The sequence below is a fragment of the Mycobacterium sp. genome, assembly GCF_032162105.1.
GTDB lineage: Bacteria > Actinomycetota > Actinomycetes > Mycobacteriales > Mycobacteriaceae > Mycobacterium.
This window is the reverse complement of record NZ_JAVRPS010000627.1, coordinates 1-15204: the sequence shown is the minus strand read 5'-3', so window position 1 is coordinate 15204 and position 15204 is coordinate 1. Positions and strand designations below refer to the sequence as shown.

Below are 15204 nucleotides of genomic sequence, written 5' to 3'. Positions count from 1 at the left end.
GTCATGGGCCCGCACGCGCTCCCACACCCGATCGAAGCGCTCGGCGTCGGGCACCGGCTTGCGGATCGCGCCGATCGCCCAGTCCTGCTGGGCTTGCGTCGAGGTCGGCTTGCCGTGCAGCGCAACGGCATACGTGCTGAAGTCGCGGATCTGGAAGTCGAAGATCGCATCGACGATGTCGTCGTCGAGTCCCGTCAACGCGGCCTGTTCCAGAATCAGCTGCCCGTAGACGATGAGCGAGAACAGGTTCCCGACGTTCAGCAGGAAGTCCAGGTCCTTCTGCTGATCGGCATCGGGCGCAGCCGAGACGAGCAGCTGCCGAAATGCCTTGGCCTGTTCGTAGAACCGCGCGACGTTCGGGATCCGGGCGTGCTCCTCGTAAATCGGCGTCCAGTCGGCGAACTGCACCCGGCCCGCGCCGCGCGTCGGCCCCTGGTTCCAAAAGAAGACGTCGTCGCTCGCGTCGTTGCGGGTCGGAATCGCGGGATAGTCAAGCGGATTGAGCATGTAGTTCGGCATGAACTTGAGCACCAGGCCGACGTTCACGTGCACGGTGCCCTCCAGCCGCGGCAGGCAGCCGATGAGCTGGGCGACCTCGCGGAACATGGTGTTCTTCTCGTAGCCCTTGGCGGCGATCACGTCGTGCAGTGACCGCATCACCGTCTCGCCCTCCATGGTGACCTTGGCCTTGGTCATCGGGTTGAACAGCAGGTAGCGCCTGTCCTCGAGGCTCGCGCTGCGGAAGTAGTCGACGGAGCGCTGGCTGAACAGCTTCATCGCGACCAGTCGCGCGTAGGAGTCGACGAAGTTGGCCCGGACGTGTGAGAAGTCGGTGACCGGGTTGCCGTACAGGATCCGGTTCTGGGCGTGCGTGATGGCCTCGTAGAAACCGTGTTCGGCCATGCCGATCGATGCGGAACACAGATTGAACTTGCCCACGTTTACCGTATTGAGTGCGGCGGCAAAGGCTTCCACGCCGGTGTGCAGGAGGTCCTCGGCACGGACCGGGTAGTTCTCCAGCCGGAACGTGCTCACGTAGATCTGCATGTGGACCACGTTGCCGATCAGGTGGTAGTTCTCGTGGCGGCTGTCGGCGGCGAAGAAGACGTAGGAGTCGTTCCCCTCGACGTCGCCACGCCGCCCGAACACCGACACCACGCTCGCGACGTTGCCGTTGCCGATGTAGTACTTCTCCCCCGACGCCCGGTAGAGGATGCCGTTGGCCCGGTCCTCCTCGCTCGCTGGCGTGAGCACCATGTCGGTGTTGTAGACGTCGGCGCCGTGTTCGCGCTCGGACAGGCCGAACGCCATCACCTCGCCGGCCTCGAGGTCATCGGCGGCCCGGAGTTTGGCGTCCTTGTTCTCGCTCTGCCAGACCGGCCCGAGCCCCAGGATGGTGACCTGCTCGGTGTACCAATAGGTCAGCCCGTAGAAGCCGAGGATCTCGGCCAGGGCGGCGTTGCGCGCGCCGTCCCACCGCTTGTCGGGGTTGCCGTCGGCGAACTCCGACGGCGTGAGAAAGGTGGCGAACAGCTTCTCCCGCTTGACGAAGTCGACGAAGTCGGTGGGCCACTGCGCCTTCAGATCGTCGTCGAGGATGCGCTTCTTGCCCTGGCCCTCGAAGAAGTCGATGGTCGCCCTCAGCAGCCTGCGGGTCTCGGCGTCGAACTGCTGCGGGTCGTAGGTGTTCGGATTGAAGAGCAAGCCGTCCGTCTTCTTCATGCCGCCGAGCCTAGGTTGTGCGCCGAAGCTAAGGAACGGGTTGTACCGGTTGACCGCCAGGCAGCGGCACCCATGGCAGACCCGGGATCGTCGGGTACGGCGGGGTCGGACTCCACGGCGGCGGCTCGGAGGTCGGCGGCGGAGGCTCCTCCGTCGGGGGTGGCGGTGGGGCCTCGCTCGGGGGCGGCTCTGGAGGCGGCTCCTCCGTGACGGTCACCGGCGGCGCAGGCCGACGCGTGGCGGTGCGCGTCTGCGGCGCCTGAGTCTGTGGCGGTGGCGCCGGGGCGGGCGGGGCGACCGTGGTGGTCGGCGTCGTGGTGGGCGGTGGCGTCGTGGTGGTGCTCGTGATGACCGACTGTGTTGGTTCGTCCTCCCCGCCCGTCAACAGGACCACGGCCGCGGCGATCGCCGCCAATGCCACCACCACGGCTGCGCCGACGATGGCGAACGGATGGCGATACCAGGGCAACGGCGCGGGCTGGACGGGGTCGAGGTCCTCGGGCCCGGCGAAGGCGAGTTGCGGACGTGGGGCGGCACCCTCCTGGTAGCCGTAGTCGGCGGCGGGGGCCACGTCGGGAACGTCCTGGGCGTCCGACCATGCCAGGGCGCCGATCATGCCGGACGTCGGCTGCCCGGCCGGGTCGGGTACCACGGCTGCCGCGGCCGCCGCGGCCGCCGCGGCCGGAGGCAGCACCGCCATCGACGTGGCACCTTCCTCGACGGTGCCGCGGACGGCCCTCAGACCGGCACCGATCGCGGCCGCCAGTTCGGGCTGCGGAGTCGTGACCACCGGAACCCGCAGATGCTCCGACAGCGTCGTCGTGATGATCGGAACGCGCGCACCACCGCCGACGGACGAAACGGCGACCAGGTCCGCAGGCTGGATTCCACTGCGCTGCAATGCATCCTGTAGCTCTTCGATGAAACCGGCCAGCGGCCGGCGGATTGCGTCGTCGAGTTCGTTGCGGGTGATCCGGACCTCGCCGCGACTTCCCGGCAGTTCGGCGGGCATGGAGGTCACCGCGGCGGTGGACAGCCGTTCCTTGGCCGCCCGACACTGGGCCCGCAGCTTGGTGAGCGATCCGATCGCCGAGGTTCCCGACAGGTCCACCGATCCCGCCGCGGAGAGGCCCGCGATTACGTGGGTGAGCAGAGCCTGATCGATCAGGTCGCCGGACAGGTCGGTGTACCGGACCGTCGGCGCAAGAGGTGCGAAGCCGTGCGCTGCGTCGGCCAGGGTGATGCTGGTGCCAGTGCCCCCGAAGTCGCACACGACGATGACGCCGCGGGCGGGCACGCCCGGGTCGTGCTGCAGCGCCGTCAGCGCGGCCACGGCGTCGGACACCAGCGGCGCGGGTTTTCCGGTACTGAACTCGGGCACCGCCGCCAGCGCGCCGCGCAGGGCATCGACCGCCGACGGCCGCCAGTGCGCGGGGTGGGTGACGCCCACCGGACCCGCAGGTGGCTGGCCCCGGGTCACGGCGTAGAGCATCGCCCGCAGGGCGTCGGCGAGAAGCACGTCGGCGCGGTGGGACGAGCCGTCGGGCGCGACGATGCCCACCGGGTCGCCGACCCGGTCGACGAAGTCGTTGATGACCAGGCCACGCTCGGCCAGGTTGGGGTTCTCGCTGGGCAGGCCGACCTCGGGCGGCCGGTGCGGATACAGCGTCAGCACCGCCGCCCGGGTCACCGCGGCACGGTCGACCACCACCGCCCGCAGGTTGGCGGCGCCGACCGAGAGCCCTATCCCGTCTGCCACGTCATCGAATCGTGCCCGCTCCCGCAATCAAGGGGAGGTCCAGTGGGGTCACCCAGCCCGGCGGCAGGTCGTTGACGGCGGGCACCGCGTTGAGCGCGCGAAGTCCCGTGGCCAGGCAGCCGGCGGCCGCAGCGTCGCGGCCGGAGCCGTCGGTGAACCGGAAGGCCGTCTCCTGGAAGATGCTCGGGGTGCCCTCGATGTCCACTCGGTAGACGTCGTTCTCGTTGCCCGAGGGCCAGTCCGGTGCGGCGTCGTCGCCGATCCGGTTCACGTGCTCCAACTGGATTCGGGTCTCGCCCTTGTAGACCCCGTTGATGGTGAACCGCACGGCGGCGACGTTGCCCGCAGGGATGATGCCCTTCGCACTCTTGCGTTCGTTGGGGGTGACCCACTTGTCCCAGGTTGTGGTGATCTCGTCGAGCTTGATGCCCGCCGCGTAGGCGATCATCGGAACCGTTGCGCCCCAGGCGAAGACGAGGATGTCCTGGTTCTCCAGCAGCGGTCGGTGCTCCGGCGGCTTGCCGATGCCCATCTCGTACTCGTAGTCGCCTTCGTAGTTGGTGTAGTCGAGCAGTTCGGAGGCCCGCACCGTGCGGATCTCCGAGCACAGGCCCATCAGCGTCATCGGGAAGAGGTCGTTGGCGAAGCCGGGATCGATGCCCGTGGTGAAGCACGACGACTGCCCGGCCTCGCAGGCGTCGGTGATCGGTTGAATCCAGTTCGGCGGGTTCAGGTGCATCTTCGGCCACACCCACGGCGTCATCGACGTGGAGCAGACGTCGATGCCGGCCCGCAGGAACCGGGTGATGAGCGCGATGTTGTCGTCGGCGTGGGCGGCCGTCGGGCCGTAGTGCACCAACGCGTCGGGCCGAAGGGCGATCAGGGCGTCGACGTCGTCGGTGGCGGTCAGTCCCAGCGAGCGACCCAGTCCGCATATCTCGCCGACGTCGCGACCCGCCTTCTCGGGATTGCTCACCCCGACGCCGATGAGTTCGAACCCCGGGTGCTTGACGAGTTCGGCGATCACCATCTTGCCGACGAAACCCGTACCCCAGACCACAACTCGTTTGGTCACTTGTCACCTCTCAATAGATCCCCGTCTCGGACTTCACCATAAGCGGGCAGGATTTGGTGGTGTTCCGGTTCGATCGAACTGGAAGGACGGGACCCGGAAGGAATCACATCGACATGACCACGACAACCGAGGGCATACCGAACATCAAGCCTCTCGACGGACGACGAGCACTGGTGACCGGCGCGTCGCGTGGCATCGGGGCGGAGATCGTGCGGCGCCTGGCCGCCGACGGCGCCTCGGTCGCGTTCACCCTACGGGGCGTCGGCGGCCGAGGCGGAGAAACTGGCCGCCGGGATCAACGCCGACGGCGGCACCGTCATCGCGATTCAGGCCGACAGCGCCGATCCCGAGCAGGTCGCCAGGTCGGTCGACGAAACGGTTGCGAAGCTGGGCGGGTTGGACGTGCTGGTCAACAACGCAGGCGTGGCATACATCACCGACATCGAGTCCTTTCCGATGGAGCAGTTCGACCGTCTGGTTGCGATCAACGTCCGCGGAATGTTCGCCGCCATTAAGCGGGCCGTCCAGCACCTCGGCGACGCAGGCCGCATCATCAACATCGGCAGCATCAACGCCGAGCGGGTGCCCGGTCCTGGCCTTTCCGTCTACGCCATGACCAAGGGGGCTGTCGCCGGATTGACCCGCGGACTGGCGCGCGAGCTCGGACCGCGCGGCATCACGGTCAACAACGTGCAGCCCGGACCGATCGCGACCGACATGAATCCTGCGGAGGGCGAATTCGCCGATGCGGCAAAGCAGGTGATGGCGCTGGGGCGTTACGGTCATCCTCGCGACGTCGCCGGTGTGGTCAGCTATCTGGCCGGACCCGAAGCGGCGTACATCACCGGTGCGAACTGGAATGTCGACGGCGGATTCACGGTCTAACGGTCACATCCGTCGGCGTGACCCTGAATTGCATTGCCCGGTAGGGCCATCCGGCACCGGCTTGCCGATCGGTTCAGAAGCACCGCTTCAGGCCACCGGGCTCGCAGTACAGCGGGTAGCGGTCCACGGGGATCGGCAGCGGCTCCTTGAAGGCCAGCGTGAACGGGTAGTTGGTGATCTCGGCGGGCAGACCGCACACGTCGTTGTGGATCACCGAGCGGGTGCCGGTCATGGTGAGGTCATCGAACTTGTAGGTCTCCTGGAGCGCCGCCGTGCTCCCGTCCGCGCACTGCAGGCCATCCTGCGTGTTCTTGGAGTACACCCACAGCCCGCCGGTCAGCTTCGCGTCGCCGCCGCTGGCCTTCGTCGCTGGTCTGGCCGACACGTGCAGCGTGCAGGCCACCGGCAGCTCCAGGTTGTTCCGCAGATCACCGACGGTGGGGACGCAGATCGGGTAGATGGTCCACTCCGCGACGATGTCGCCCTGGGTGTAGGTGTAAATACCCTGCATCACCTGATCCGCGCGGGCGGGGCTGGCGAATCCCAGCACCACACTCGCGAAGGCGGCGGCGACGGCGAGCACCCGGGCGATCGTCATGGGGATGAGTATCGCAGTGCCATTCATCAAAGTCACCGCTTTGCCCGACGCGGCGCCGAGTGGGTGCGGGCCCGCATGAGAAGGTGCAGCCATGACGTCACTAGAGGGCAAGGTCGCCTTGATCACCGGAACGTCGGCGGGGCTGGGCGCCGCAACGGCGAAGCTGTTCGCCCAGCGCGGTGCGTCGGTGTTCGGCATCGCCCGAGACGCGGACCGGATGGCGCAGGTGTTCGCCGACGTGCCCGGCGGCAGGTACTCCTCGGTGGACGTCACCACCCCCGCCGCGTGCCGGCAGGCGGTGGCTGACTGCGTGGCCGCCTTCGGCAGGCTCGACGTATTGGTGAACGTCGCCGGATTCCACGAGATGCGCCACACCATGGCGGTTACCGACGAGGACTGGGAAAGGGACCTCGCGGTCAACCTGAACGGCCCGTTCTACCTGTGCCGCGCCGCCCTGCCGCATCTGCTGGAAGCCGGCGGAAACATCGTCAACGTGGCCTCCATCGCCGGGGTCGAGGGCGAGGTGTACTCGGCGGGCTACTGCGCGGCCAAGCACGGTCTGGTCGGTCTCACCAAGGCGCTCGCGGTGGAGTTCACCAAGGAGAAGCTGCGGGTGAACGTGGTGTGCCCCGGCGGAATGCCGACCGCGCAGTCCACCGAGTTCGAAGCACCGGACAACGCCGATTGGGACCTGATCCTGCGCATCGCCTCCCCTCGCGGGTTCATGGAGACCGCCGACGTTGCCAAGGCGATCGCGTTCCTGGCCAGCGACGACGCCGCTGCCATCCACGGTGCGGTGTACCGCGTCGACAACGGCAAGGGCGCCGGCTGACCTGCCCCGCCCTACTGGACGTCACATCTCCGTAGACGTGCGTTCACCTGGGCGACGTCCGTTGCGAATGCGGCGTGCACGCACCGCTGCGACAATCGCGCCGTGACCGATGTCGTCCAGACTCCGAACTCCTCCGAGGCCGCTCCCCTGGAGCCCAGCCGCACCGGCCTGTCCGCCGATGCCCTGCGCCGGGACATCCTCGACCACCTGCGTTACTCGATCGGCCGGCCTGCGGCCGCCCTGAAGCCCGAGCACTACTACCGGGCACTCGCCCTGTCCGTGCGGGACCGCATGCAGGACAACAGGGTGGCATCCACGCAGACCTCGCTCGATCTCGGCCGGAAGGTGACCTGCTACCTGTCCGCCGAGTTCCTGATGGGGCCGCAGCTGGGAAACAACCTGCTCAACCTTCAGATCGAGGAAGCCGCCCGCGCGGCGCTGGACGAACTCGGCCAGGACTTCGACGAAGTGCTCGCGTGCGAACCGGAGCCCGGGCTGGGCAACGGGGGCCTAGGACGCCTCGCGGCGTGCTACCTCGACTCGCTGGCCACCCTCGAGCGACCGGCGATCGGCTACGGCATCCGCTACGAGTTCGGCATCTTCAAGCAGGAGTTCTCCGACGGTTGGCAGATCGAGAAGACCGACAACTGGCTGGTCAACGGAAACCCGTGGGAGATCGCCAAACCCGACGTCAACTACCTCGTCAACTGGGGTGGCCGCACCGAGCAGTACGTCGACGACGCCGGGGCCGCCCGCGTGCGCTGGCTGCCGAAACAGGTCATCAAGGGCGTCGCCTACGACACCCCGATCCAGGGTTACGGCGTGAACACCTGCAACGTGCTGACCTTGTGGAGCGCCCGAGCCGTCGAGTCGTTTGCCTTGGACGCCTTCAACACCGGTGACTACTACAAGGCCGTCGAGGAAGAGGTAACTTCCGAGACCGTCACCAAGGTGCTGTACCCGAACGACGAGCCCGAGGCGGGCAAGCGGCTTCGCCTGCTGCAGCAGTACTTCTTCGTATCGTGTTCGCTGCAGCACGTCGTGCACATCATCGATGATCTCGCCGACGTCTCCATCAAGGAGCTGCCCAAGCGGTTCGCGTTGCAGCTCAACGACACCCACCCGTCGATCGGGGTCGCGGAGCTCATGCGCATCCTCGTCGACGAACGTCGACTCGATTGGGACGAAGCCTGGGCGATCACGGTCGCGACGTTCGGCTACACCAACCACACCCTGCTGCCCGAAGCGCTGGAGAAGTGGTCGCTCGGCCTCTTCCGCGACTCCCTGCCGCGGCACCTGGAGATCATCTACGAAATCAACAGCCGCTTCCTGGACGAGGTCCGGGCACACTTCCCCGGCGACGTCGAGCGGGCGCGGAGGATGTCGCTGATCGGTGAGGACGGTGGCCAGACCGTGCGCATGGCGCATCTCGCCACGGTAGGCAGCCACGCGATCAACGGCGTCGCCGCCCTGCATTCGGACCTGCTGAAGGCCAGCGTGCTCAAGGACTTCTACGAGATGTGGCCGGAGCGCTTCTCCAACAAGACAAACGGCGTCACGCCGCGGCGCTTCCTGGCGCTGTCCAACCCGGGCTTGCGCGGGCTCCTCGACCGCACGATCGGTGACGGCTGGCTGACCGACCTGAACCGGCTTCGCGGGCTGGAGGCCTTCATCGGCGATCCCGAGTTCCGTCAGCAGTGGCGGGACGTGAAGCGCGCCAACAAGGCTCGGCTGTCCGAATACCTCCACTCGGCGACCGGGGTGGAGTTGGACCCCACCTGGATGTTCGACATTCAGGTCAAGCGGATCCACGAGTACAAGCGCCAGCACCTGTCCGTGCTGCACATCATCCGGCAGTACTTCCAGTTGAAGATGAATCCCGGACTCGAGATTGCGCCGCGCGCGTTCGTCTTCGGCGGCAAGGCGGCCCCCGGATACTTCATGGCCAAGCGCATCATCAAGCTGATCAACGCCGTTGGCGAGACGATCAACAACGACCCCGAGGTCAACCGCTACCTGAAGGTCGCGTTCGTGCCGAACTTCAACGTCCAGAATGCGCACCTCATCTACCCGGCGGCAAATCTTTCGGAGCAGATCTCGACCGCAGGAAAAGAGGCGTCGGGCACCGGCAACATGAAGTTCATGCTCAACGGTGCGCTGACCATCGGCACGTTGGACGGCGCCAACGTCGAGATCCGCGAAGAAGCCGGGCCCGAGAACTTCTTCCTGTTCGGTCTGACCGAATCCGAGGTCGAGGCGGTCAAGCGCGACGGGTACCGGCCCGCCGACTACATCGACGGAAACGACGAGCTCAAGGCGGTGCTTGGGCTGATTTCCGCAGGGCAGTTCTCCCATGGCGACACCGAGGTGTTCCGTCCGCTGGTGGACAACCTCGTCCATGACGACCCGTTCCTGGTGATGGCCGACTATGCGTCCTACGTGGAGTGCCAGGAGCGGGTGTCGGCGGCGTGGTTGGACGGCGACGCGTGGTCGCGAATGTCCATCCTGAACACGGCCCGCAGCGGCAAGTTCTCATCGGACCGGGCGATCACCGAGTATTGCGACGACATCTGGAACGTGGGCCCGGTAACGGTCAAGGTCTGACCGTCAGAGCTGGCTGATCACCTTGTCTGGTCCAGGGTGGTGGCCACCTTCGCCAGCACGGCGGGATGACGAAACTGGTTGCACAGCACCATGTGTCCGACGCGAAGCCGTTCGGTCCGGCTCACGTACACGCCGACGTCGAGTTCGTCATGACGCCCGGGTGTGATGCGCGAATCCGCGCGGTCAGCCCTCCGCGAGCAACGGGACGTCCGGCTCCGATGGCGGCAGTGGCGGAAGTCCGGCGATGCTCGTCAGGACCGGCCGTTGATCGTCGCAGTAGTAGTTGATGGCCGCACCGAGGAACTGGTAGACCTGCTGCTCGGTGCTGTCCTTCTCGAGGTTCTTCTTCAAGAACACCGCCGACTCGTAGGCGTTGGCGTCCAGCCCGGTACGCAGCCGCTTACACGTGATCTTGCCGATCCACGCGTTGTAGTCCTTCTGCCCGTAGATACCGTAAGTGTGCAGCTCATTGCCAAAATCGGTATCGGGGTCGGCGTTGGCCGGCGCGGCCAACAAGAGCCCTGCGGCAACGGCTGTTGTTGCCAAGATCACTGCCTTCACACTGCGAATTGTATGCGCATCCATTTTCTTCACTTACCCCAATCGCCTGGCCACGTGATTCACTTGTCTCGCAACCCCTTTGGTTCGCCTCGCCGCGTGGTCCGAGGTACCCGGCACGCAGCGGCCACGAGGTAGGGTCGCCATGATTAACTTAACCCAGCTAATCTATCAGTTATATTAGCTAATCTGTCACGTGAACGAGATCCGTCCGTGACCGCGAAGAGCGAGGTGGGGATGACAGCGACGACCGCGGCCGAACCGAAGAACACGGCCGCAGCACCCTCTTCCCACACGGTGTTGCCGCAGTCATGATCCGCGTATTCAAGCGGGTCTGGATTCCACTCGTGATCGTGCTCGTGGTGGTCGTCGCGGGCTTCACCGTTCAGCGGATCCGCGGCTTCTTCGGCTCCGAGGGCATCATCGTCACGCCTAAGAACTTCGCCGACGACGCCGAGCCGTTCAACCCGAAAGTCGTGAAATACGAGATATTCGGTACGGGGACTTACGCGGACATCAATTACCTCGATCTGAATTCGAAGCCCCAGCGGATCGACGGCGCTGCATTGCCGTGGTCGCTGACGCTGAGCACGACGGCACCATCGGTGCTGCCGAACATCGTCGCGCAGGGCGACGGCAACGACATCTCCTGCCGCATCACCGTCGATGACGTAGTCAAGGACGAGAGGACCTCGAACGGCGTGAGCGCCCAAACCTTCTGCCTGGTGAAGTCAGCGTGACCGAACCCATCAGCGAGCCCACGACCGACGCCATTCCGACGTCGCGGCATGCGGCCCGGCCCTTCATCCCTCGGACCTTCCGCAAGCTGGCGGTAGTGGTGATCCTGGTTTGGATCGCCGTCATCGCCCTGCTGAACGTCGTCGTGCCGCAGCTGGAGACGGTCGGGCAGATGCGCTCGGTGTCGATGAGCCCCGACGACGCACCGTCGGTGATCTCGATGAAGCAGGTCGGCGATCAGTTCCAGGAGTTCAAGTCCAACAGCGCGGTCATGATCGTGCTGGAGGGCCAGGAGCAACTCGGCGCCGACGCCCACAAGTACTACGACCAGGTGGTCGCCAAGCTCGAGGCCGACCCCAAGCACGTCGAGCACGTGCAGGACTTCTGGAGCGACCCGCTCACCGGCGCCGGTTCCCAGAGCAACGACGGCAAGGCCGCCTACGTCCAGGTGTACCTCGCAGGCAACATGGGCGAGTCCCTGGCCAACGAATCGGTCGAGACGGTCCAGAAGATCGTCGACAGCGTCCAGGCGCCCAACGGGGTGAAGGCCTATGTGACTGGTCCTAGCGCGCTACAGGCCGACCAGCAAGTCGCCGGTGACCGAAGCATGCAGCTCATCGAGATGGTCACGTTCTCGGTCATCATCATTCTGCTGCTGCTCGTCTACCGGTCGATCGCCACCGTGGGCATCGTGCTGGTGATGGTCGTGCTCCAGTTGGCGGCCGCTCGCGGCGTCGTCGCGTTCCTCGGCTTCCACAACATCATTGGGCTCTCGACCTTCGCCACCAACCTGCTCGTCACGCTGGCGATCGCCGCGGCCACCGACTACGCCATCTTCCTGATAGGCCGATATCAGGAAGCGCGAGGGGCCGGCGAGGACCGAGAGTCGGCCTACTACATCATGTTTGCCGGCACGGCCCATGTCATCCTCGGCTCGGGCATGACCATCGCCGGTGCAACCTTCTGCCTGCACTTCACCAGGCTTCCGTACTTCCAAACGCTCGGCATCCCGCTGGCCATCGGCATGGTGGTCGTGGTACTTGCGGCGCTCACCCTCGGGCCTGCCGTGGTGACCGTGGCTGGCCACTTCGGCCTGCTGGAGCCCAAGCGGGCAATGCGGGTGCGGGGATGGCGCAAGATCGGCGCCGCGGTCGTCCGGTGGCCCGGCCTGATCCTGGTCGCGACGATTGCGCTGGCATTGGTCGGCCTGCTCACCCTGCCCGGTTACCGGACCAACTACAACGACCGCAACTACATGCCCGCCGACATACCCGCGAACACGGGGTACGCGGCCGCGGACCGGCATTTCTCACAGGCGCGGATGAACCCCGAACTGTTGATGATCGAGAGTGATCACGACCTGCGCAATTCGGCCGACTTCCTGGTAATCGACAAGATCGCCAAGGCTGTCTTCCGGGTGCCCGGCATCGCTCGCGTGCAGGCGATCACGAGGCCGCTGGGTACACCGATCGAGCACACCTCGATCCCGTTCCAGATCAGCATGAACGGCACCACCCAGAAGATGAACGAGAAGTACAACCAAGACCTCATGGCCAACATGCTGAAACAGGCCGACGACATGCAGACCACCATCAACACGATGGAGAAGATGTCGGCCCTCACGGCACAGATGGCGGCCGTCACCCACTCGATGGTCACCAAGATCAAGGGCATGACCATCGACATCGCCCAACTGCGGGACAACATCTCGGATTTCGACGACTTCTTCCGGCCGTTGCGGAACTACTTCTACTGGGAACCGCACTGCTTCGACATCCCGGTCTGCTGGTCGATCAGATCGGTCTTCGACACCCTCGACGGCATCGACCTCCTGACCGACGACATCCAGAACCTACTGCCGGACCTGGAGCGCCTGGACAAGCTCATGCCGCAGTTGGTCGCCCTGATGCCATCGATGATCGAGACCATGAAGAGCATGAAGCACATGATGCTGACCATGTATGCCACCCAGAAGGGCATGCAGGATCAGCAGTCGGCCATGCAGGAGAACTCGACCGCCATGGGCGAGGCGTTCGACGCATCCAAGAACGACGACTCCTTCTACCTGCCACCGGAAGCCTTCAACAACCCAGAGTTCAAGCGCGGCATGAAGAACTTCATCTCGCCCGACGGGCATTCGGTGCGCTTCATCATCAGCCACGACGGCGATCCGATGTCGCCAGAAGGCATTTCGCATATCGCCGCCATCCAGCAGGCCGCCAAGGAAGCCGTCAAGGGCACACCTCTCGAGGGAGCCACGATCTACCTGGCCGGCACCGCGGCCACCTTCAAGGACATGCAGGATGCCGCCAACTACGACCTGATCATCGCTGGCATCTCGGCGCTGGCGCTGATCTTCATCATCATGTTGATCATCACCAGAAGCGTTGTGGCGTCGGCCGTCATCGTCGGCACAGTATTGCTTTCGCTCGGCGCCTCGTTTGGCCTGTCGGTGCTCGTGTGGCAGCACATCATCGGCCTCGAGCTGCACTGGATGGTGCTGGCCATGTCGGTGATCATCCTGTTGGCCGTCGGCGCCGACTACAACCTGTTGTTGGTGTCCCGGTTCAAGGAAGAGATACACGCCGGCCTGAACACCGGCATCATCCGCGCCATGGGCGGCACCGGCTCGGTGGTGACCTCGGCCGGTTTGGTGTTCGCCTTCACCATGATGTCGATGGCAGTCAGTGACCTCGCCGTGATCGGGCAGGTCGGTACCACGATTGGTATGGGCCTCCTGTTCGACACACTGATCGTTCGCTCACTGATGACACCGGCCATCGCCGCGCTTCTCGGCAAGTGGTTCTGGTGGCCGCAACGCGTGCGGCAACGGCCCGTGCCAGTGCCGTGGCCGACGCCGCCGACCCCGCCGAAGGATCTCGAACCCGTTCCCACGGCGTGACAATTGCCGAATTGCAGAGTTTGATGAGTTGAGGAGGAAACCATGGTGAAGAGCTTGCGTGGGTTGGCGGTTCGCGGCGGTCTCGTCGCTGCGGCCTTCGGTGTTGCGGCGACCGCGTTCGCCGGTCCGGCGGCGGCGGATTCGACGGAGGACTACCCGATCCCCCACCGGATCATCATCACCACCTGCGACACCGAGCAGTACCTGGCTGCCGCGCGTGACACCAGTCCCGTGTACTTCGAGCGGTACATGCTCGACAAGAGCAACCGGCCTGCCGACATCCAGCAGATGGCCGAAGACCGCATCCACTGGTTCTTCTCGCTGGACTACGCAGGCCGTCGCCAGTACTCCGAGGACACCGCCACCAATCCCTACTACGAGCAGGTGGCCACCCACTGGGGCAACTGGGCCAAGGTCTTCTTCAACAACAAGGGCGTCGTCGCGCACGCCACCGAGGTCTGCAACAGCTACCCGCCCGGTGACATGTCCGTGTGGGACTGGCCGGTCCAACCCTGACACCAGCGACGTACGGCTGAATCCGGCGTAAAAGATTGTCCCGACGGACTAGCCATGGGTGGTAGGCTCCCCGCATGGGTGTATCGAATTACGCTCATTCAGAATGAAGAAAGAAGTAAACAGTATGACACAGGGAACTGTGAAATGGTTCAACGCCGAAAAGGGCTTCGGCTTCATCTCTCCTGATGGCGGCGCGCAGGACGTGTTCGTTCATCACTCGGAGATCCAAAGCGAAGGCTACCGGTCGCTCGACGAGAACCAGCGCGTCGAGTTCGAGATCGCCCAGGGTGCCAAGGGTCCTCAGGCAGTCGGCGTCACCGCCGTCTAAGACACGCTTACGAAATTCCCTGCGCTGAACGATCGGATCCAATCCGATTCCAGCGCAGGGTTTTTTGTATCTCGGGACCGAGTGAATTCGCCAATCCTCGAAGAATTCTTCAAGGTGTTCGGTCAGTTCATGCTGGCGTCGGCGACCAGTGGGCAAGCATTTCACCGAAGGTGTCGAAGGCTGCCTTGTTGACGCCGTAGGTCGCCTCGAAGTGAACGCTCAGCGGGAACCCGAGGTCCCCGACACCGTCGATGACCCGCTTGTACAGGTCGACGAGAAGCTGACGCCGTCGTGCCGGTTCGGTGCCTGCGAGCAACTTGACGAACTCCTGCTCGGCGGCGACCGCGGCGTTGCCGGGATCCTGGATGAGCCAATTGATCAGGCCGACGCGACCCTCGACCTTCGGCACGAAGCCGAATGACAGCAGGATCTCCGGTCTGTAGTCCGTCGTCTTGGCGAAATCCTTCAGGAAGCCGACGATCGAGTCGGAGTACAGCAGCTGGGTCATGCCGTAGTTCGCACCCTGTTTGCACTTGAATTCGAATCGCCCCCGCTCACCGTCGCGTGTGGGGATCAGGATGACGCCGCGGTTGTCCACCAGCTCGTCGAAGATCGACAGGGCGTCGGTGGGTGCGACACCGGAACCCTCGCCGTCGTTCATGGTGCGTGGCACGCCGACGAAGGCGA

General features: G+C 65.1%; 12 protein-coding genes and 2 pseudogenes. 7 read left to right on the top strand and 7 right to left on the bottom strand.

Annotated features, from left to right (window positions below):
* From QOC69_RS31825 to QOC69_RS31815, 3 genes are all read right to left on the bottom strand, one after another.
* Positions 1–1722: acyl-CoA dehydrogenase family protein (locus tag QOC69_RS31825; protein ID WP_526446483.1), on the bottom strand; the 1722-nt coding region annotated here is incomplete at its 3' end.
* 28 nt (positions 1723–1750) lie between these two features.
* Positions 1751–3481 (bottom strand): Hsp70 family protein, encoded by a 1731-nt coding sequence (locus QOC69_RS31820; RefSeq protein ID WP_526446482.1) that lies wholly within the window; start codon positions 3479–3481, stop codon positions 1751–1753.
* Between the two features lies 1 nt (position 3482).
* On the bottom strand, positions 3483–4511 hold the full coding sequence (locus tag QOC69_RS31815; protein ID WP_526446484.1) for an NAD(P)H-dependent amine dehydrogenase family protein: 1029 nt from the start codon (positions 4509–4511) through the stop codon (positions 3483–3485).
* A 158-nt stretch (positions 4512–4669) separates the two neighbouring features.
* Here QOC69_RS31815 and QOC69_RS31810 point away from each other — a divergent pair.
* Positions 4670–5441, top strand: a pseudogene (locus tag QOC69_RS31810) (SDR family NAD(P)-dependent oxidoreductase).
* Between the two features lie 73 nt (positions 5442–5514).
* On the opposite strand, the gene QOC69_RS31805 reads toward QOC69_RS31810, so the two are convergent.
* On the bottom strand, positions 5515–6039 hold the full coding sequence (locus QOC69_RS31805; protein ID WP_526446481.1) for a hypothetical protein: 525 nt from the start codon (positions 6037–6039) through the stop codon (positions 5515–5517).
* Between the two features lie 91 nt (positions 6040–6130).
* Here QOC69_RS31805 and QOC69_RS31800 point away from each other — a divergent pair, with 91 nt between their 5' ends.
* Together QOC69_RS31800 and QOC69_RS31795 are read left to right on the top strand one after the other, a co-directional pair.
* On the top strand, positions 6131–6871 hold the full coding sequence (locus tag QOC69_RS31800; RefSeq protein WP_526446480.1) for an SDR family NAD(P)-dependent oxidoreductase: 741 nt from the start codon (positions 6131–6133) through the stop codon (positions 6869–6871).
* Positions 6872–6973: 102 nt separating this feature from the next.
* Complete coding sequence (locus tag QOC69_RS31795; protein WP_526446479.1) at positions 6974–9475, top strand: glycogen/starch/alpha-glucan phosphorylase; 2502 nt, start codon at positions 6974–6976, stop codon at positions 9473–9475.
* A gap of 26 nt (positions 9476–9501) precedes the next feature.
* Here QOC69_RS31795 and QOC69_RS31790 read toward each other — a convergent pair.
* Both QOC69_RS31790 and QOC69_RS31785 read right to left on the bottom strand, forming a co-directional pair.
* Positions 9502–9600 (bottom strand): annotated as a pseudogene (locus QOC69_RS31790) (LLM class flavin-dependent oxidoreductase); the annotation flags it as partial.
* A 58-nt stretch (positions 9601–9658) separates the two neighbouring features.
* Positions 9659–10036, bottom strand: a complete 378-nt coding sequence (locus tag QOC69_RS31785; protein ID WP_526446478.1) for a DUF732 domain-containing protein — start codon at positions 10034–10036, stop codon at positions 9659–9661.
* Between the two features lie 308 nt (positions 10037–10344).
* On the opposite strand from QOC69_RS31785, the gene QOC69_RS31780 reads away from it, so the two are divergent.
* The 4 genes from QOC69_RS31780 to QOC69_RS31765 all read left to right on the top strand — a co-directional run bounded on the left by QOC69_RS31780 (position 10345) and on the right by QOC69_RS31765 (position 14517).
* Positions 10345–10773: an MmpS family transport accessory protein gene (locus QOC69_RS31780; protein WP_526446477.1), complete on the top strand. Its 429-nt coding sequence runs from the start codon at positions 10345–10347 to the stop codon at positions 10771–10773.
* On the top strand, positions 10770–13673 hold the full coding sequence (locus QOC69_RS31775) for an MMPL/RND family transporter (protein ID WP_526446476.1): 2904 nt from the start codon (positions 10770–10772) through the stop codon (positions 13671–13673). The genes QOC69_RS31780 and QOC69_RS31775 overlap by 4 nt, the downstream gene beginning before the upstream one ends.
* Positions 13674–13715: 42 nt before the next feature.
* Positions 13716–14189, top strand: a complete 474-nt coding sequence (locus tag QOC69_RS31770; protein WP_526446475.1) for a DUF5078 domain-containing protein — start codon at positions 13716–13718, stop codon at positions 14187–14189.
* 124 nt (positions 14190–14313) lie between these two features.
* Entirely contained in the window at positions 14314–14517 is a 204-nt protein-coding gene (locus QOC69_RS31765; protein ID WP_184441671.1) for a cold-shock protein, read from the top strand.
* Positions 14518–14644: 127 nt separating this feature from the next.
* Here QOC69_RS31765 and QOC69_RS31760 read toward each other — a convergent pair.
* Positions 14645–15204: mycobacterial-type methylenetetrahydrofolate reductase (locus QOC69_RS31760; protein WP_526446474.1), on the bottom strand; the 560-nt coding region annotated here is incomplete at its 5' end.